This is a genomic window from Chitinivibrio alkaliphilus ACht1, assembly GCF_000474745.1.
GTDB lineage: Bacteria > Fibrobacterota > Chitinivibrionia > Chitinivibrionales > Chitinivibrionaceae > Chitinivibrio > Chitinivibrio alkaliphilus.
Window position 1 is genome coordinate 178,339 of the sequence record NZ_ASJR01000001.1, and the last position, 20,141, is coordinate 198,479.

Sequence of the window (20,141 nt, forward strand, 5' to 3'; positions counted from 1 at the left end):
TATTATCTTTTTAAAACACTATTTTATTTCGTAATGGCCTTCATATCTTCCATATATGTACGCAGGGTTCGGCCAATTTTCTCTACGGGATGCGTACGAATACGTCCGTTTACCTCAATTAAGGTTTTATTATCAACATCCGTGGTGTCAAAATCAAAGCCTTCACCAACGAGTTTTGAATCAACTTTCTCCATAAACCGATCTTGCAAAAGAGGTACACAGGCATTAGCAAAAAGGTAGTTTCCATATTCAGCCGTATCAGAAATAACCACATTCATTTCATGCAACTTTTTCCGTGCAATGGTATTTGCAATCAAAGGTACCTCATGGAGAGATTCATAATATGCTGATTCAGGATAGATTCCCGCATCGGTCATGGCTTCAAAGGCAAGTTCCACCCCAGCCTTTACCATGGCAACCATGAGAGGCGCTCTTTCAAAGAACTCTTGCTCACTCATTTCAACCCCTTCAGAAGAAGACTTCTCAAAGGCAGTTTCTCCAGTTTCTGCACGCCATCTCAGCAAATTTGCGTCATCCTGTGCCCAGTCTTCCATCATGGTTTTTGAAAATTCACCAGAGAGAATATCGTCCATATGTTTTTCGAAGAGAGGACGCATAAGACTCTTCAGCTCTTCAGCCACTTCAAACACCTGTATTTTTGCAGGATTTGAAAGGCGGTCCATCATATTGGTAATACCACCGTGTTTTAAGGCTTCCGTAATGGTTTCCCATCCATACTGTACAAGATATGAGGCTTCATCAGAAGAAATACCCTCGGCGATCATTTTATCATAGCAGAGAATCGAACCAGTTTGCAACATTCCGCACAGTATGGTTTGCTCTCCCATGAGATCAGACTTCACTTCAGCCACAAAGGATGACTGTAATACTCCTGCACGATCGCCCCCGGTACCACAACAGTACGCTTTTGCAATCTCAAGTCCTTCACCGGATGGGTCGTTATCTTTATGATCGGCGATAAGAGTGGGAACACCAAAGCCACGCTTATACTCTTCACGTACTTCTGAACCAGGAGATTTTGGCGCAACCATAACAACAGTGATATCATCACGAACCTTCATTCCCTCTTCTACAATATTAAAGCCGTGAGAATAAAGCAGGGTTGCCCCTTTCTTCATAAGAGGCATTAAGCCCTCAACCACGGGAGTATGAAACTTATCAGGAGTGAGGTTTGCCACAAGATCGGCCTGAGGGATGAGTTCTTCCATGGTTCCAACGGGGAAGTTGTTCTCCGTTGCATTTTTCCATGACTGCCGTTGAGAATCAATGGCAGACTGCCGCAGCGCGTAGGAAACATCCAAGCCGGAATCACGAAGATTTAACCCTTGATTTAACCCTTGGGCACCACAACCGACAATGACAATTTTCTTTCCCCGAAGTTTTTCCACACCAGAAAATTCACTTCTGTCCATAAACCGGCACTGTCCCAACTCTTGTACCTTACGGGCAAAGGGAAGGGCATTAAAATAGTTTTTACTCATACCTACGATTCCTTATGTTAAAACAATCTGTTCAAAAATATACTATGTCTATTTCAAGAGCAACGGTACACCGACCTTAGGAAAACACAACCGTGCGATTATTGTGAGAAATCACTTTCTTGTCAATATGATTTTGGACCGCTCGTGATAACACCTTTCGCTCTACATCCTGGCCGATACGGACAAAATCAGCAACGCAAAATTTATGATCCACCCGTTCCACGTCTTGATCGATAATGGGCCCGGCATCTAATTCTTCTGTCACATAATGCGCTGTTGCTCCAATAATTTTCACCCCCCGCTCATAGGCTTGATGATACGGCTTTGCTCCAGGAAAGGAGGGTAAAAAAGAGTGATGAATATTAATAATGGCATCGGTATAGTTATCAATAACTCGAGGATGTACAATTTGCATGTAGCGAGCAAGAACAACAAAGTCTATCTCATGCTCAGAAAGGAGACGAAGATGCTCCTCTGCAGCTTCAATCCGGGATTTCTTTGAAACAGGAACATGCATAAATGTAATACCAAACCCTTCCGTTTCTTCCCTAAGATCCTCATGATTGCTTATCACTAAGGGAATATCCACAGGGAGCTCTCCTGCTTTCCAGCGACTGAGTAAATCAAAGTAACAGTGGGTATATCTTGATACAAAAATCGCCATGCGTTCACGTTTTGCCCGTTCATGTATTTCCCAAGAGAGGTTATATTTATTTGCAACTTCATGAAGGAATATCACACGAAAATCATCGAGGGATATGCTAAAGTCATTCAAAGACCACTCTACGCGCATATAAAAGTGAGCATGCTCACGATCAACATGCTGATCAAGATAGAGGATATTTGCTCCAAGACGTGATAGTTGTGCCGTAATAGCCGAGATCAACCCTTCACGATCGGCACAGCGAATAAGCAGAATTGCGGTATTATCTGTCTGCATATAGCGGTAAAACCTTTTCTTTTAAAAAATATAGCCGCTGTAAAATATATTATGATTTGTATAAAATAGGAAAGGAGGAGGAATGTTTCCGATTACCTCTCTTCAATACTGGATTTTTGATATGGATGGAACCTTAACGGTCCCTTTGCATAATTTTGAGAAGATTCGTCTTCAGCTTGGTGTTCCCGCAGGCATGGATATTATCTCTTTTATGGAAAAACAAACAGAAACAGAAGCCCGGGAAACCAAGAAAAAACTAGAAGATATTGAGCTCTGGTATGCAGAACGTGCTGAAATACAACCAGATCTTATTCCTTTTCTTGAACAATTACTTACGCGCGGGTGCCGCCTTGGTGTTATTACCCGGAATAATAGAAAGCATACGGATATTACCATGGAGAAGACTGGTCTTATGAGATATTTCGATACCATATTGACCAGAGAGTTTGAGCCGGCAAAACCGCATCCGGCTTCGGTTGAATATTTTCTAACAAAGTGGAACGCTCCTCAAGATACCACGGTAATGATTGGTGATTACGTACACGATATTGAAGCGGGTCGTGCTGCAGGAGTACACACCATTTATTTTGATTCTCGTAAGGATTGTGCATGGAACTCTCTGGCAGAACGAACAGCACACTCCTGGGGAGAGCTTCTGGAGGAACTACCCTAAGTGAAATACCCGTTCTATTGTATCAGCCTGGGCATATTTTTAAGTTTTTTCTTGGTTTCTTTTCTCACCGCAGATGAATTACACGAAGATTCCATGCGTCCCATACTTCTTGAACGACTTGCAGAAGAGATGCGCCCCTTCTTTTCCCCCCCGAAACCATGGATGATCATTTTCCCCGACGAAACATTTCATTCTACCAACAGTTCCGCACAGACCGATATGACGTTACAGAACTCCTGGCTCATTCTCACCAGTATACACCTGTCTACTACACCCCCCGTTCCCACCTCAATCGCCCCATGTTTCATGGTCGTCCACTCTTTTTTCATCCGCCAGGAGAGCTTCGAGGGATACAAAACCCAACTCTCCCCCAACCACACACCAATACCCTTGAACCGGGAAAACTCTCTCTTGCTCCATGGAATCAGACTCCTGCGCGAAAAAATGCCTTTACCACGTCGCCCGTGACAACCCAAGTCTTCTTTCATACCGAAACAGGGCTCTTCTCAGGTAATACCCTTAATGCAACCGTGAGACGCAATATATCCCCCGATGTGGTATTTTCCGTCTCTACGGCATACTCGTTTTTAGACAGTACTGAATTTGATCATAATAGCGGAAATATGTATCGATTTTACCGTAATCTTGGCTTTTCTGAAAAACATCTCTCCGATACCGGAACTAACCCATATTCCCAAGCACACCAAACGACTCTCGGGCTTACCAACATACAAGATAATGCACAGCTTCGTGTGACCTATGGAGATTTTCAGCATGATCTTCGCCCCATGCATCCTGTGGTTGATAACGACACAACGTATTGGGTGCGAAATCGTGATTATTACACATCGATCTCGGCAAAACGTCCGCTCTTCACATCCCATGGCTCCCTAGTAGTTTCAGGACGTGCTGAAATAAATCGAAACAGACAAAATCTTACAACTCCGGCCATACAGATACGTAATGCCGGTGAAAAGACCTATGTGGGGGGAAAGGCATCATATGAATTCCTTCAAACGGGGGGCCATCATCTTCTGCTTACAGCTACGGGAGAATATGAACAAACCGAAGACTATGGAAAGCATACCGACTCACACAAACGTACAGCTCTTATTCTTGGCGATTCCATCTCTACCGAAAATATGAAATTGGTCGTGCACGGCGGTCTTGCCTACACCACCAATGATAACAATGACAAAGATTTTTTTCCTCTTGTACGCAGTCACGTATCCCATACAAGAGATCCTTTGCATCTTTCCGCATGGCTAAGGGCAGACTCCTACCGAGGTATACACCCCTTTGCTACAACCAATCACGAACTACTCCCCGAGAGATCCTCTACCCCATACCCTATCACTTCTGGAGGAATTACAGGAGAACTGCTCTTTGATAATATTCAGCTTCGATCCTCCTATGCTGCAGCACAAGAAATACCGGAAGAGGAAATCCCCTATTATTTTCCTGGTAATACAGGACCATCTAAGCTACCTACCCAAAGTATCGGAGTCGGAACAACCCTTCAGCCATCTTCCCAGATTGCCCTTATTCATGATACACATCTGCGAAATGCTCGCCCCTTTTGGACGAGTAGAAACGCCATGCGTATCCTGATAAGCCCCCAAGAGGCCGAACGCACCGTTTCACTTGACCTTCACTCAATTTACTACAGTGCCAGAGGCAAAACGGAGTACATCCTAGACACGCGACAGGTGGATGAGGTGCTTGACATCGGGGCAAAAGTTGCTGCCGAGATAAAAACCTTTCGATTCTATCTTCGCGCGGACAATCTGCTCAACCGAGCTCATGCATATGCACCGGGCTACACCATGCCGGGGGTTACTTTTCGATGGGGGTTTTCGTGGAATATTCGAGGATGAAATTATTGATCCGAATCTTTTGACGGGCGGTTATTTTTAAGAATATCAGCAAGATTTTTAATTGTTTTTTCTGCCTTAGAACCAGCCTCATGTAAGGCTTGACGGTTTTCTTCCTGTATGCGTTGATAAACTTCTTCACGATTAATTGAAACTGACCGCGGTGCCTCAATACCTATTTTTACTGAATTATTATTGGCTTGTACTATCTTTATAACAATATCATCGCCAATACGTATTGCTTCATCAATTTTTCGTGTTAATACAAGCATAATTAATCCCGTACCAAGGGCTCTTTTGTACTATATCTATCAGAATCAAGCACAACCTGCCTTGCCATTCCAGTGTGTTTATTGATAACAACGGGGCCGGAGAGATTAGCCGTTGTCTTCTTCATATCATCATTAATCGTAACAATCACGTACAATAGAACATCTTCGGGGGAAGTAACGCCAAGATCACGGAGATAGGCGTCAGAAATCTCCGGTTCGTAATTTGGATACACAAAAACCGGATTGAGTATGGCAAAGCGAAGTTCTAAATTATTTTCACCAACGCTTAACAACCACTCAAAGGGAGAAATATCCTCTTCCTGCACAATAACAAATTGTGTTCTTTCGGGAAATCCCGGAAGACCCTCTCGAAAGCGAATTATATCACTGGCAAGGTATGTTTGCTTCTGCACTGGTTGTTTTACCACAATCGACCCATCCTTCTCTGTACATGTAAGTATATATTATTCACTTCTTCTAAGAAAAGGTGAATTGTATCTTTTTAAAATTGTAACAGTTGCAAAATATCCTGGGGAAATGAATTGGCCTGTGCCAAAACACTTACACCGGCATTGTGAAGCACCGTAAGCTGCGAACGCTTTGCCGTTTCTTCTGCCATATCCGTATCACGAATAATTGAGTCTGCTGCAATAATATTCTGAGTCATACTAGCCTGATTTCGCGCTGCATGATTAAGACGATTTCCAAAGGCTCCCACATTGGCAAGCTCTCCGGTTATGGTGCTTGAAGCTTGGTCAAGTCTTCCAATTGCTTCCTGAGCAGTATCGGGATTTGAAAGATCAATATCTGCAATATCAAGTCCATCTTCATGAACTTGCATATCATGCAATCGAATATAAAAGATGTCCGTATTGCTATCGAAGCCGGAACCGATATGCAGTTTTCCCCCACGTCCTTCCCCCCATGGAGCATCACCGTTGATTAAGGCGTTTCCATTAAACTCCGTACTATTCGATATACGATCTATCTCTTCTAACAGTTGATCCGTTTCTTTCTGGATATACTCTCTATCATCGGGAGTTAAGGTTCCATTGGCAGAGTTTACGGCGAGCTCCCGCAGGCGATTCACAATATCTTGAATCTCTTTTAACCCTCCGTCAACAATATCAAGTAAGGAGCGGCCGTTTTCAATGTTTTGACTCCCCATTTGTAGATTTTTGGTCTCCATACGCATTTGCTCAGAAACACTGTATCCTGCAGCATCATCGTACGCAAAATTGATTTTCTGCCCTGTGGAAAGACGCTCAATTGATTTTGAAAGTTGTCGCTCTGTCCGCATAAGCGTATTTGCTGCAACCATGGCGGGAATATTATGATTTATACGTGGCATATTTCCTCCTTGAAATACATCCTTATATGTAGTTTACAAGAGACTGCTGCATAATTTGAGCAGTCGATTGCAATGCCGTATTAAAAACTGTCTGGGCGACAGAAAAATCAGCAACAATCTCAGCATAATCAGCATCTTCCAACTTCGAGATCTGATCTATGGTTTCCTCGTGTTGGCGAGTATTACGTTCCATGGTTGTTTCAACAAAATTAATCCGAGCACCATTTCTTGCTTGGGCATTTAAAATACGATTTGATGATTGCTGAATTGAATCCATGGATTCCTGTATTGCGTCGGTATCATTGGCTTTGAGGGCAGAGCCAAATTCAATAAGAGATTTAAGAGGGTCTACGGAATTGTTTACTTGCAAATCAAAAAAAGTGGTATTTACGGGGACAGAAATACCCGATTCAATCTCCCGTTTCACTCGAGAATTTGTACTAATAGTAGACCCATATTTGTCCACGCTCTCTCCCACATATTCAAAGTTCATTTGAATATCACCGGGAGAATAATTCCCCTCCCCCGGGGCAAAATTGCGATCTGCACCATGTGTCGCTGCATCGGGAATAAAGGTTATGGTTCCCGCCATATAATCAATGGAGTAGTCTTCTCCCTCACGAAGTTCTTCACCGTCAACAACAAGGGAAAAAGAGGCCGGTATCACTTGATCAATAGCACGGTGGTTGTTTTCATTTTGAGACCCCTCAGGAGAGATAAACCGAAAGGTATTCGGCTCACCGGGATCAACCGGATTTGTACCATCAAAATAGGCCATCTCATTTCGTTCATAATCAACAGAATTAATACCGACAGAACTATTCATAGGGCGCGCTGGCAAATCAGTATGAGAACCGGAGAACATGTAATTCCCCTTATACCGGGTATTCGTTAGAGAGGCCATGTGGACGGTCAATTGTCCCACCTCTTCCGCAATTTGGTTTCGTTCTTGATCAGAAAGGGTGTCGTTATCCGCCTGGATAGCAAGCTCATTTGCCCGTTTCATAACATCATGCATACTCGCCATGGCCGTATCGGTTACTTTCATCCAGCCTTCCGCGTCTTCCATATTTTTTTTATACTGTTCCAGACGATACCGTTGCGAACGAAACCGCAAGGTATTTGTTGTATCAACAGGACTGTCGGAGGGACGTTCGAGCTTTTTCCCCGTGGCAAGTTGCCGCTGTAATCGGGCAAGATCTGAATAGCGATCCTGAATTACATATTTTGTATGACGATTCACCGTATTGAATGTTGTTCTCATCCCATCCCCCTGATTAGAGATTTAGAAGAATATCAAGCATGTCTCGAGAGGTAGTTATAATCCTCGCAGCAGCTTGATATGTTCGTTGATATCGTATAAGATTAGACATCTCTTCATCAAGAGACACCCCGGCGATGGAATCCTGTCGCTCCTCATACTCTTGAATAAGGACAGTACGTGTTTTTAGATTCGAAGAAGCCTCATCACGGTCAATGCCCAACTCTCCAATAAATGATCCATAATAATCACCAAAGCTCATGCTCTTACGAGAGCCCTCACCCATGGTAAGAGAGTCTCTAAGCTGCCCGATACGAACAGCATTTTCGTTATTTCCCGGCCCGGGAAAATTACCGGACATATAATCAAAATCAACTGTTTTATCATTCCCATCATAGCCACTATTTAACATTTGGATACGGCCACTGCGGTAATCCACGGCATAATCAACGCCCTCTTCAAGAACAACCTCATCACCACCGGTGAGGCTTACCGTAACTGTCACAGAACCATTCACAATATTTGTTGCATCTTGTGTGACGCCATCACGAGTGAGATTTACCCATCCTTCACCAGAGCTCAATTCACCCACGGAAAACTCATTGGTTCCAGCACGATCGATGGAACCGCCCCGCGCTGCGGCAATATTATCAGTATTTGATTGAATTGTATCTGCAACAGCAAAATCAGAAGCACCTGTTACTGCCGGGTTGAAAAAATCAAATCCTGTATATCCATTAAGATTATACCCTTGACGATGTTGCTCATTTATTGTTTCAGTCAAGCTAATGGCAAGGGTATCAATTTTATCACGATATTCGGGAATATAGGAATCACGGGTATCCATTAAGCCTTTTATGCGTCCCCCCGTAATATTCATTTCACGACGACTCGCCTTGACTCGAACCGACAAGGTGGTAGTATCACCCTGTCGAGCTCCGGGTTTTTCGTATACTTCAAGCTCATTTACAGTCGTGGGAGATAGAAGAATATTTCCTCCAGAGGTAATGCTAATAGCACCGCTCTCATTTTCACGGACATCATAATCAATACGTTCAGCAAGATCTTTTAACAATTGGTCACGTCTGTCGCGGCTGTCATTCGCATTTTGTCCAGCCAATTCTACGGAAACAATCTCCTTATTCAAGGTATCAATCTCACGAAGAATCTTATTGGTTTCGTTCACTTCTGCAGATATTTGAGCATTTTGTCCACTCTGCAACTCTCGTAATTCCTTATCAGCATTTTGAAAAACACTGGTTAAGGTGTCAGCTTGAGTACGAAGCATGGCACGCGCAGCCTGATCATCAGGATTATTTGCGAGGTTATCCCATGCATCAAAATATTTTTCCATGTAGTGCTGAATACCATAATCACTCGGCTCTTTTAAAATGCCTTCCACGGTATGAAGTGCACTGTCAACGGCTTCATAATTACCTTTTTCCATTAACTGTCCACGAATCTGCGCATCCAGATGAGTATCACGTACACGCTCAATGGAGATAACATTTACACCGAATCCCATTTGGCCATGGGCAGTATCGCGGCGATAATCTGCTCCGAGAGATAAACGTTTGCGAGAATAGCCCTGTACATCAGCATTGGCGATATTATGACCGGTAACATTGAGCCCCATCTGCGAAGCATGCAGGGCTCTATTACCGATATTTAATGAAGAAAAACCGCCCATGATGTGCCTCCTTAGGCCTTTCTATTTATCATATTCTTCGCGCTGATATTTTTTTTCGGCGCTGCGTATAGCCGGAATCACTCTCAGAAAGTCCCGCAATCATTTCGACATCTTTCTGTATCGCGCCGAGATTTGCTTCTATAATCCGACTGTTCTCTGTGCTAATAGATCGGTTTTTCTGAACCGCATCTTTAAGCTTTTTTCGAAGACTGAGTATTTTTCTAGCCTCTTCTGGTGGAGCCACCGCTGCTACAGCTCGTAAACTATACTCCCGTGGGGGAATTCCCTTGATTTTCTCCACACACACTTTTCGCCGACGTTCTAACTCATCTGAAGCGTGAATAAGACCATTTTGTTGCTGCACAGAAACAGAAAGACCAGTTACATCTTTCTCTAAAGCAGTATCCTGTACCATCTTTGCAACATGATATATTTCTTCCTGTACGGAAAGCTGCTTCGTAAGAAGTTGACGCAATTCCTTAAAAGATGTTGTATCACTCATATCCTGCCAATCCTTTCACCGTGTCTATGTACCGGAGTGTTTCCCCAAAGGGAGGAACCCCCCCATATCGATCAACATTTCCAGGCCCGGCATTATATGCTGCTAAGGCTAAGGAAAGATCTCCTTCGTACCGTTCATACATTTTCTTAAAATACCGAGTTCCTCCACGAATATTATCGACAGGATCAAAGCTATCCTGAACCCCCATATCGCGGGCAGTTCCATCCATGAGCTGCATAAGTCCCTTCGCCCCTGCAGGCGACTGAGCCCGAGGCCGCCCAGAGGATTCCGCATGAATAATTGCAGCAATTATATTTTTATCAACAGCAAACTCCTGAGATGCCATGCCAATAATATGTTCATAGGCTGCTGTGGTTTGTGCCGCCACAGAACTCAACCGTTTTTCAGGAGAAGACGGTCTTTCTACTCCTGCTTCATTGGTATCACCGGAAGACACCTGTGATTTTTCAGGCCCATCGATCCTCTCTATGGAAGGGCGAGGCCGCCCCTCACTCTTTAAGCGCGATAGAGCCGACAACGTATTCTCATGGTTTTGAGCCAGTTCCGGCGATACTTGGCGAATAATACCTTGTGAAAGAGAAGAGTCACCTTGCTCGCTCATCAGGCGGGCAATTTCAGAATCAAGCATTTGTTGATACATATCTTCAGCGAGACTCTGAGGAACAAGGGAATTTTGCGGTACGGTGGCACGCATGGAACGCACCATAATATCGGTAAATATCTGCTGAAACTCTCCAGCAACAGCCTTAAGGCGTGCATCATGAGCCAAGTCGGCTCCTTGCATCATACGGTATCGTTCGACAGAACCAATCATAGCACCTCCATTTACATTGACAAGCAACCTTTATACCAATAATCACATCTTCTGGAAAAGAGCGTACCACACAAAAAGGAGGAAAATTTTTCCCTCCTTTCGGAATAAATAGACCTATGAGAAGCAATGCTTATTTAATTACGGGGATCATTCCCTGCACACGAACCGGTGCCTCCACTCCGGGCCAACGGGTGACTGCCATCACCTTATATGAACGGGTATGCACCTCGCGCCCATTTCTATTTGTGCCATCCCACGCAACACCAAGAACATATCGACCATTGTATAACAGGGGAAAAACAGCAATATTATTTCGATCGTCCTGTCGTCCCGACGTTGAAATAACAATATTTCCCACCTCATCAAAAATCGTTAACTGGCCATCAAAATCTAAGGAACGGGCCTGTTCCTCCGTAAAAGGAACCTGTGGATCAATCACTATCATCCCTCCAAGGGAGACAGCACTACCTGTTCCATCTATGGGAGTACCCACATCTTCGTAGGAGGTTATGGGAGAAAAGGCGGGTACATCGGCAATCCAAAATGCATCCATACGAACATTTACGCGCAACTCTTCCACATCCATTGGCACGCGACGATTGGCCGGATTATCCTGAATGTTTCCTGCATAATCAGCCACATCTGTAGCAGCAGAAACTCGTACCCAAATACTATCTCCACGATGCGGATACATACGCCCAGTAAGATTCTCTACGAGAAAACGGAACGTAGAATCTCCCGGTTGATCATAATACGTAAATTCTCCCGTATACGGCTGGGAACTACTTCCAAGATAAAAAAGCCCTTCATTATCAGGACGTCCCGGCAAAATAGAGGATATTTCTTCACTAAAACGTACCTCCAAAGTATCCTCACTTCGTTCCCCATCAAGAAGTTGCTCTCCAGACACATACCATGCTTGTGCAATAACCGGAGCAATAGAATCTGCAACAGAAACATTCCCAATATACTGATCTCCAATTAATTGAATATACTCTCCCGTGGGAAAACCGGTGAGGATATCTTCAAACCCTGAAACGGGAAATACAATACGTCGGTTATCCATATTATGGGGCTCTTCCCACGCAATATCATGGCGTACCTGAACCGTTTGTTCACTCCCTGGAAATTGACATACTATCTCATCAGGCAGAGAAAGCCCCTCCCATCGAGCTGCAAGCTCCACCACGGCAGAGTCAATAACGCCGTCGGCAGAGGCATCAAAATACGCACTCCCATCCTGTGCTCCCGAAACAACACGATCATACTGGCGTTCTTCCACAGGGGAAGGCAACCACCCTCCCACACCATTTTCAGAAACGACCGCAGGGTCTACAATTGATTGTGCATACACCGCCCCATCAAGAGGAAGAAAAAAGCTTCCCGTATACTCCTGGAGATGCTCAGAAACAGGTTGGGTGGTGGCATAATAGATTTGTGTACTGTCCGGTGATGCAAAGCTCTGTATCTGTATAGCCAATTCCTCATCAGCATAGTCACCACTCTCCGGAGAAATTGCGACAGCGGGGAGACGACGACGATAATACGTTCGTTCTTCGTGCGTACCAATAACAATATCGTCCCCATCAACCCATACTTCTACCTGCACGGCACTGCTATCTCCAGGCTGAGGATCTCCCCTTGACACCGAAAATGCCCCCTCCGTATGATCTATGGATTGCGTTTCTCCGCCATCAATTCGATAGAAAATGGGAGACACGTTTGATGAAACCTGAACAAGAAGAGCCTCTCCAAAGGCACTCCCCTGCTCTGGTGAGATATCTAAGACAGCAACTTGCTGTTGAACAAAAGTATCACTCTCTTCTTCCCGTGAGTGCAAATACCCCTCTTTGGCAGAAAAGGCTCTAATCCGTCCTGCTTGACGCAGGATGTATTCATGGGGAGAAGTACCGCGCTCTTCTGTGGGAGCAACAACATCTACGAAAACATCCCCCACAACGGGATCTCCATCAATATCATTTTCAGGAGATCGGAGATTAACAAGAAGCTCTTGCTCAAATTCACCTGAAGGCGGTGTGAACTGTGGAGGCTGTAATTTTCGATACACCAATCCCACGGAGGCAGCCCCCTCAAGAAATCTCTGCGATGTGGGTTCTACCTCTGCAGAGAGGTGCAAACGACGTTGCTCATCCTGATTCGCCGAAGGATCAACCTTAAACTGCTCCCGTAAAGAAAAGGTAAAGGTATCCACGGGAACATTGGGCTTCCGTGTTACACTTTTTCGCCATTCATACGGGGTACCATTATACTCAGCCGTAAGAACCATATCGTAAGTTGAACTGCGGATATCCGGCCCTTTTACCGTAAAATCAACAATAACTTTAACTGTATCGAGGGTCGTAAAAACACGTTCATCTTCCTGGGCAATTGTTGTATTCCCATGGTGACGAAGATGAATTGACGGATCTGGGTATCGCCAGTCATCCACGGCAATCCATTTAGTAATATCCTGTAACAGAAGATGCGCCAAATCCACATCTGCAAGGTAGGATGGCTGGAATCCAAGCATGCCTAAACGGCGACGCCCAGTCTGCACCACCGATATGGTATTATATATTTTACCATCGGCATCATAGCCCAAGAGATCTTGGCGCTTGTTGTTAAAGAGATCGACAAATTCATCCTGATTTTCAGCAGGGCGGGTAAAATGCAAAACCCCGTCTCTTCCGGCAACCTGCTTTCCCAAATAGTTCACATAGTATGCCTCCGTATCAAAATCACCACCATCTAAAAGATCTTCGAAACTTCGGAGACGCAATTGTTCATTAAAAGCCCAAATATCAGCTGAAGCCCGCAACCGCCCCGTACGCTCCCCGGTATGCTCCCAATCACGAAAAGGAAGTTCCCTCACTCCGGCCAAGGAGGGAAATACATTTTCAAAAATTGATTCCGTTTCCCCTTCAGGGAACAGGAGTATTTTCATATCCTCATACCCACCTGCGGCAAACTGCGGAACATAGTTACGTGGTGTACCTTCAGGGGCCGTACTGACCAACTCTTCCCCCGGTCCTCCCTGGGGTGGAAAGGCTTTTATTCGAGTACCTGCAGAAATAATCAAGTACTCACGCCCATTATGGGTCACTGTATAATCTTGGTCAAAACGGAAACTCTCCGTATCTGTCTCATACTCTCCCAGACTATTCCAGCCTCCCACAGGTGTGGGGAGCGGGTCGCCGGGATCGGCAAGAATTTCATCTTCTATCATAAAAGATGAGCCCCAGTACACATCTCCAGCAAACTGATTCTGCCAGAGAACTGATTCAATCAGACGAATTGAGTTGCTTGCTTGATCCCATCCAACAACGAGCTCCGTGTTCAGATGAACCCCTGCGCGCATGGCGGGGCCGTAAATATCTTCTGTAATAATTTCCACAGCCTTCGCATCGATCGACCAGTGACCGGAGTTTCCGTGGTTTATGGTAATGTCAAGATCATTCATGTCAAGTTCATTTACCCTTGCAGGTCCATCAAAGGGTTGCCGGTCAAGCCATGTTCCTGCAGCATCATACCCTTCTGTATCTACACGACGCTCATACAAAAGACGCCCCGTATCATCCTCTCCTTCATATATACGATAGATATGAGGATAGCCTCCTCCGGGAGATTGCTCATACTGAAGGTATACCTCGTTTCCCCGCTCCCAATCTGCATCATCATTTTCTGTCAAAAGATTAAAATCGGTAATTACCGATCCGGAATATGTGGTAAAACGATACCAATTCTGAACTCCCATGACCGGAAAAGAGGTTTTCTCAGGATCGATATTTACTGCTTCTGTGGCAGATATATCTCCAATTTGCAGAATACCAATTCCTTCTTCTGCCGCATCAAGAAGCAACTGATACATCCCATCAGTATGACTTCCCCATTCGTACCCTCCATTAATGTAGATAATGGCATCGGGGCTTTCTCCCTGAAAATCACTAATCAATCGATCAAGGCTCAGATTATCGGACTGGAAGTGATCGTTGTTGTATATGGCAATCGTATTCAAAATTGTCCCATGTCCAGCCACAGGTATCCCTTCACCAAAGGAGAGTTCAGTTACAACTCCCGCTGTATCCAGGGAGTTATTTTCATCCACGGGGATACGCCCACCGGAGATGGCTGAAATAAAAAAATGTAATTGCGCCATACCAACTTCAGGAGCTTCTCGCCATCCCTGTTCTTCTTCTGGATCGGTAAGGTCCACTAGGCTTCTCCAAAGAGTATAGGGGGTATTGGTTTGATCCATCCGCGTATTTCTATTCCATATTATGGCAAGATTCAAATCTTCTATATCCACATCAGAGGAACTGTTTTCTGAAAATGCCAACACCTCACCGGGTATACTGACACAGAGAAGAAGAAAAAAACAATCCGTCTATACCACACCATGATAGACCCCCAAACTAATACTGTTTTTAACAAAGCTATTTCACATAAACGCAAGGGAAACCTTTGCATAATGCTTGGGATCAATATAGAGAAAAAAAAGAAATCAACTGCCTTTTGTAATTTTGTCAACAAAAAAACGCTTTTTTGTTAAGAAACAAACGACAATGAAGCTTGTGTTTTATTGTGTAGTATAGAAACGAAAATTGGGATTCTGTAGAAAAGAATACCCAGGGCCGGACTTGAACCGGCACGGCTGTTTAATAGCCAAGGGATTTTAAGTCCCCAGTGTCTACCAATTCCACCACCTGGGCTTGTACGAACGCCCTTAATATATAAGGATGCACGTGCAAAGAGTCAGTTTTTTTATTTTCCAATTAAACGAAGGAATTCATCCCGCACTTTTTGATCTTCCCGAAATGACCCGAGCATGGCTGAGGTTGTCATAACAGAATTTTGTTTACCCACACCGCGCATCATCATACAAAGATGTTTTGCCTCTACGACAACCCCAACCCCTTCTGCACCAATGGGCGCCATGATGGTATCGGCTATCTGTTGGGTCATGCGCTCCTGCACCTGAAGGCGCCGAGCAAAGGCATCTGCCACACGGGCAAGCTTGCTCACTCCGTAGACCCGGTTTTCAGAAATATAGCCAATATGTACTTTCCCAAAAAAAGGCAACATGTGATGTTCACACATGGAATAGATCTCAATATCGCGCACGATAATCATGTGATTCACGTCTTCGGTAAAGATTGCATTACGCAACAATTCCTCCGGAGATATTTGATATCCTCCCAAGATATGCTCGTAGGCTTTCCGAACCCGACGAGGGGTATCTATTAAACCTTCCCTATCTGGGTTTTCTCCCACCGCTGTAAGGATAGAACGAATACTTTCATCAATCATGGCTGTTCCACAGTTAAATTATATCTGACTGAAAATACGTGAAATTATATATATTTTCAACATATCTTTCTACTTCATGGAGTTTCATATGTTCTTTAAAGAAGCCGACTCTGCGGCAGGATCTAAAAATGCTCTCATAGTACTCCTGATATTGGTGGTACTTTTTCTCTTTCGCTCTCAGATAGCACATGGCATAAGCTCCCTTTTTGAAGGGCTTGCCACAGCAGAAGCTCGAAGAGAACGACACGAATACACCGAAACTGAGCAGGACTCACTCCTTAAAGAACATCATGGGTTCTGGGTGTTAGACACATATTCGCGGGGACATTTCTCCATGCGTGAACATCTTGAGATCAAAGAAAACGGATATATATACCGTCACGCAGAGAAAAACTATGCTCTTCCTTATGGCGACACCCTCACTATCGAGTGGATTCGTGAAGAGTTTATGACGCCGCTCTACAGAGAAGAGGATGATTCCCATATTTTTCATATAAGCGATCTCGCCATCCTAAAAGAAGGATTTATTACCCCTGGTGATTCCTGTCTCTTTCAAAATCCCGAAGGGTTTCGCGAAGGGGTCAGTGCTCGCATAGATACGGCAACTCTCTCCTTTCAAGGACGTACATATCAACCATATGAAGGAGACTTAGGAGAATTTTTTCCCCTTGGTGCATATAACATGATACGACGCACTCGTGATTATCCTCCCTGTCTCTCCTCTGACACTCCTGCCAACACTCTTCGAAAGGCCTTGCTGAACTCTCTGGAAAAAGCTACAGAAGACCTTGACAATAAAACACTCATGAAAGAGTATTTTATCCCCTTCCTTTTAAAATCAGAAACTCTCTCCCTTGATACCTACTTTACCGATGAGCCCTATGTAGACCTTACCTTCTCTATTACAGCGCAAGGCGAAATTGATTCTATTTCTATAGAAGGCCCCCTCGGCAGATCTCGCCATAATCGTCTCTCCATTTTTGAGGAAATGGATTTGTGGCGCGGTCTTCCCGACGATCCCATAACCCTTTCCGTACGGTGGGAGTATCAGTAATGGGGCACGCCTTTGCTATTGTTGCACCAAACACGGATACAGGTAAAACCCAGGTCGTTGCTGCCCTCTTTCATCACTTACAACGGCAAAAACGCAGTTCTGCCGTAATGAAACCAGTGCAGACCGGTGCCTCTAAAAATATAAATGGGGAGTGGCTGGCAGAAGATTTGGCTGCCTGTTATGCTCGGGCTAACCAACCAACACCACCGATTCCGGGAGATCATGTTCCCTACGTGTTTGCCCCCCCCTGTTCTCCCCATTTGGCAGCGCAAAAGGCTCAAACCCCCATTGACATCTCTTATATAGCAGAATGTTTTCAGCGTCTGCGCAGCAAATATGACATGGTACTTCTTGAAACTGCCGGAGGAATCTTATCTCCCTTGTCTGAAACAGAGACCATGGCTGACATGATAGGTGCTTTGGGGATACCCGCAGTACTACTACTTCCCAATACTCTCGGAGCCATATCTCAAACTCTTTCAGCGGTGGAATCACTCTCCCACCGTGCAATCCCCATAGCAGGAATTATTGTAAAGGAAGGAGATCAACAGCAAGATGCTCTCAATGTTGAAATATCCAAGGACAATATGCGCTATATACACAGTACAACAAAACTCCCCCTGCTAGGACATATGGGATATACCCCGCGTCCCGAGGAGCTTCCTCACACCTATGCCTCTGAATGTAAGACTATTATAGAAAGATTATATGCGTATGATGACTGATAGAGAACTTCTTGCGTACGATCGTACCCATCTGTGGCACCCGTACACCTCTACAACAGCACCGCAGCCAGTGCTTCCTGTGGCAGGTGCAGAAGGCTCAACCCTTATTCTCCGTGATGGAACCCGCCTGATAGACGGCATGTCATCATGGTGGGCTGCTATACACGGATATGGCCATCCCGTACTTGATAAAGCACTTCATGAGCAGGCCGATGCCATGAGCCATGTTATGTTTGGAGGATTAACCCACGAACCGGCTGTTGAACTTGCCAAGGAGCTGGTGGAAATCACCCCACAGGGATTAGAGTGGGTGTTTTTGGCTGATTCCGGCTCCGTCTCCATGGAAGTGGCCATGAAAATGGCCGTGCAATATTGGTACGGCACGGGGCGGCCGGAAAAACACCGTTTCATATCTCTTCGTAAGGGATATCATGGAGATACTACGGGAGCAATGTCTCTTTGCGATCCTGAAACAGGTATGCACTCCCTCTTTATGGGGATTCTCCCCAAACAAATTTCCATTCCTGCTCCGGTAACTCCCTTTTCTGAGGAAACCCTCTACCAAAATGACGTAGATGCCTTAAAAAAAGCCTTTGAGACCTATCATGGAGAATGTGCCGCCTTTGTTCTTGAACCGATTATTCAAGGCGCAGGCGGTATGAACATCTACAGTCCGGCATACCTGCGGGAAGTACGACGTCTTTGCTCAGAATATGATGTGCTCCTCATTGCCGATGAAATCGCCACGGGGTTTGGCAGAACAGGAGAGCTTTTTGCATGTAATCATGGCGGTATATCCCCTGATATCTGCTGTGTGGGAAAAGCCCTGACGGGAGGATACCTTACCTTAGCAGCAACCCTCGCAACAGAAGAAGTGGCCCATGGGGCATGTCATCAGGGACAACCGCTCATGCACGGACCAACCTTTATGGCAAATCCTCTCGCCTGTGCTGTGGCCAGAGCATCCCTGAACCTGCTCCGTACCGAGCCATGGAAAGAGCGCGTTATCCGTATAGAACAGCAGATGCACACACAACTTTCGAAACTTGCACTTCTTCCTTCAGTGGCTGATGTCCGATGTCTTGGAGCCATTGCGGTCATAGAAATGACCGCCCCTGTTGACCCGGTTACGATACAAGAACGGTTTGTCGCAGAAGGGGTATGGGTTCGTCCCTTTGGAACCCTGGTCTATCTCATGCCACCTTTTATTATAACTCCGGAAGAGCTTACATCTCTTTGTTCAGCTGTGGTACGAGTACTTTCTGAGTGATGGATACTCTTTTTTTACGGTGGCAAAGCTTTTTTGGGCCCTCGCCGCCCCCGATACACTCTTGTATCTTCTACTCTGTTGTACCGTACTACTTCTGCTTCGAAAACGATACCATGCAGCTCGCTATTGCGGTCTCTTCTTAGCATTCTGTGCAACGTTTATACTCATATTCCCCCTTGGCGTATGGCTTATCGCCCCCTTGGAAAACCACCACCCCCGTCCAGCAAAACTTCCCGAACATATCGATGGGGTGATACTCCTGGGAGGAAGTGAACGTCCCGTTCATACGGAGTATCGGGGGGCACCACAGCTGAATGAAGCCGGAGAACGGCTTATCACCTTTGCCAGCCTGGCAAACCACTACCCCCACGCACAACTCATCTACTCCGGGGGAAGTGGTTCTCTTACTCGTCAAGCCTATGGAGAATCGGAGGTTGGACGCATGGTTATGGAAAAACTCGGAGTAGACCTCAAGCGCATTCATTTTGAAAATGAGAGCAGAAACACCTATGAAAACATTCGCAACAGTGTGGAGAAACACCCGGAAATTCTCCAGGGAGAGTGGCTCTTAGTTACAAGTGCGGCACACATGGTTCGTGCTATGAAAGTATGTGCTGCCTTTAATTTCTCCCCCACTCCTTACCCAACAGATTACCGTAGCAGTGGTGAAAATCTTGAAATTATCACCTGGAATTTTGCCCAGAATCTCTCTCTGCTTCGCCATGCGTGGCGGGAGTGGCTCGGCCTTTTTGCATACTTCCTGAGTGGAAAAACAGAAAGTTTTCTCCCTTCACGAAACCCCCTGTAGTATTTTGAATTAGAACAATTTTTACGAAGTAGTAGCATTTACAAAAATCTATGGTATAGTATGTACCATTTACTTCT

At 45.1% G+C, this 20,141-nt stretch carries 17 protein-coding genes and 1 tRNA gene; 6 read left to right on the forward strand and 12 right to left on the reverse strand.

Going from position 1 to position 20,141, the window contains the following annotated elements; genetic code table 11:
• Positions 1 to 23 precede the first annotated feature (23 nt).
• Both ilvC and purU read right to left on the reverse strand, forming a co-directional pair.
• Complete coding sequence (ilvC, locus tag CALK_RS00765) at positions 24 to 1,502, reverse strand: ketol-acid reductoisomerase (protein ID WP_022635727.1); 1,479 nt, start codon at positions 1,500 to 1,502, stop codon at positions 24 to 26.
• A 76-nt stretch (positions 1,503 to 1,578) separates the two neighbouring features.
• On the reverse strand, positions 1,579 to 2,442 hold the full coding sequence (purU, locus tag CALK_RS00770) for a formyltetrahydrofolate deformylase (protein WP_022635728.1): 864 nt from the start codon (positions 2,440 to 2,442) through the stop codon (positions 1,579 to 1,581).
• Between the two features lie 82 nt (positions 2,443 to 2,524).
• On the opposite strand from purU, the gene CALK_RS00775 reads away from it, so the two are divergent.
• A complete protein-coding gene (locus tag CALK_RS00775; protein ID WP_022635729.1) occupies positions 2,525 to 3,115 on the forward strand; it encodes an HAD family hydrolase in 591 nt (196 codons plus the stop codon).
• A 158-nt stretch (positions 3,116 to 3,273) separates the two neighbouring features.
• A complete protein-coding gene (locus CALK_RS00780) occupies positions 3,274 to 4,992 on the forward strand; it encodes a hypothetical protein (RefSeq protein WP_022635730.1) in 1,719 nt (572 codons plus the stop codon).
• Between the two features lie 2 nt (positions 4,993 to 4,994).
• On the opposite strand, the gene csrA is transcribed toward CALK_RS00780, so the two are convergent.
• The 10 genes from csrA to folE all read right to left on the reverse strand — a co-directional run bounded on the left by csrA (position 4,995) and on the right by folE (position 16,207).
• The gene (csrA, locus tag CALK_RS00785; RefSeq protein WP_022635731.1) at positions 4,995 to 5,261 is read right to left on the reverse strand and encodes a carbon storage regulator CsrA; all 267 of its coding nucleotides are present in this window, start codon (positions 5,259 to 5,261) and stop codon (positions 4,995 to 4,997) included.
• A 2-nt stretch (positions 5,262 to 5,263) separates the two neighbouring features.
• Positions 5,264 to 5,689: a flagellar assembly protein FliW gene (fliW, locus tag CALK_RS00790; protein ID WP_022635732.1), complete on the reverse strand. Its 426-nt coding sequence runs from the start codon at positions 5,687 to 5,689 to the stop codon at positions 5,264 to 5,266.
• A gap of 74 nt (positions 5,690 to 5,763) precedes the next feature.
• Entirely contained in the window at positions 5,764 to 6,612 is an 849-nt protein-coding gene (locus CALK_RS00795; RefSeq protein WP_022635733.1) for a flagellin, read from the reverse strand.
• A gap of 22 nt (positions 6,613 to 6,634) precedes the next feature.
• Positions 6,635 to 7,876 carry a flagellar hook-associated protein FlgL gene (flgL, locus tag CALK_RS00800; protein WP_022635734.1) on the reverse strand — a complete coding sequence of 414 codons (1,242 nt, stop codon included), beginning with the start codon at positions 7,874 to 7,876 and terminating at the stop codon, positions 6,635 to 6,637.
• A 13-nt stretch (positions 7,877 to 7,889) separates the two neighbouring features.
• A complete protein-coding gene (gene flgK, locus CALK_RS00805; protein ID WP_022635735.1) occupies positions 7,890 to 9,563 on the reverse strand; it encodes a flagellar hook-associated protein FlgK in 1,674 nt (557 codons plus the stop codon).
• A 28-nt stretch (positions 9,564 to 9,591) separates the two neighbouring features.
• On the reverse strand, positions 9,592 to 10,065 hold the full coding sequence (gene flgN / locus CALK_RS00810) for a flagellar export chaperone FlgN (protein WP_022635736.1): 474 nt from the start codon (positions 10,063 to 10,065) through the stop codon (positions 9,592 to 9,594).
• The gene (locus tag CALK_RS11820) at positions 10,058 to 10,900 is read right to left on the reverse strand and encodes a transglycosylase SLT domain-containing protein (protein ID WP_022635737.1); all 843 of its coding nucleotides are present in this window, start codon (positions 10,898 to 10,900) and stop codon (positions 10,058 to 10,060) included. Before CALK_RS11820 ends, flgN begins: the two co-directional genes overlap by 8 nt.
• A 130-nt stretch (positions 10,901 to 11,030) precedes the next feature.
• Positions 11,031 to 15,236: a hypothetical protein gene (locus CALK_RS00820; protein WP_022635738.1), complete on the reverse strand. Its 4,206-nt coding sequence runs from the start codon at positions 15,234 to 15,236 to the stop codon at positions 11,031 to 11,033.
• Positions 15,237 to 15,522: 286 nt separating this feature from the next.
• Positions 15,523 to 15,609: transfer RNA gene (locus CALK_RS00825), tRNA-Leu, on the reverse strand.
• A 52-nt stretch (positions 15,610 to 15,661) separates the two neighbouring features.
• The gene (gene folE, locus CALK_RS00830) at positions 15,662 to 16,207 is read right to left on the reverse strand and encodes a GTP cyclohydrolase I FolE (protein ID WP_022635739.1); all 546 of its coding nucleotides are present in this window, start codon (positions 16,205 to 16,207) and stop codon (positions 15,662 to 15,664) included.
• A gap of 88 nt (positions 16,208 to 16,295) precedes the next feature.
• Between folE and CALK_RS00835 the strand changes: the two genes are divergently transcribed.
• From CALK_RS00835 to CALK_RS00850, 4 genes are read left to right on the forward strand one after another with little or no spacing between them, the layout of a single operon-like run.
• The gene (locus CALK_RS00835) at positions 16,296 to 17,261 is read left to right on the forward strand and encodes a hypothetical protein (protein ID WP_022635740.1); all 966 of its coding nucleotides are present in this window, start codon (positions 16,296 to 16,298) and stop codon (positions 17,259 to 17,261) included.
• Positions 17,261 to 17,986 (forward strand): dethiobiotin synthase, encoded by a 726-nt coding sequence (gene bioD / locus CALK_RS00840; RefSeq protein ID WP_022635741.1) that lies wholly within the window; start codon positions 17,261 to 17,263, stop codon positions 17,984 to 17,986. The genes CALK_RS00835 and bioD overlap by 1 nt, the downstream gene beginning before the upstream one ends.
• Positions 17,979 to 19,256 (forward strand): adenosylmethionine--8-amino-7-oxononanoate transaminase, encoded by a 1,278-nt coding sequence (gene bioA / locus CALK_RS00845; protein ID WP_034636114.1) that lies wholly within the window; start codon positions 17,979 to 17,981, stop codon positions 19,254 to 19,256. The genes bioD and bioA overlap by 8 nt, the downstream gene beginning before the upstream one ends.
• Positions 19,257 to 19,275: 19 nt before the next feature.
• On the forward strand, positions 19,276 to 20,064 hold the full coding sequence (locus CALK_RS00850) for a YdcF family protein (protein ID WP_022635743.1): 789 nt from the start codon (positions 19,276 to 19,278) through the stop codon (positions 20,062 to 20,064).
• Positions 20,065 to 20,141 lie beyond the last annotated feature (77 nt).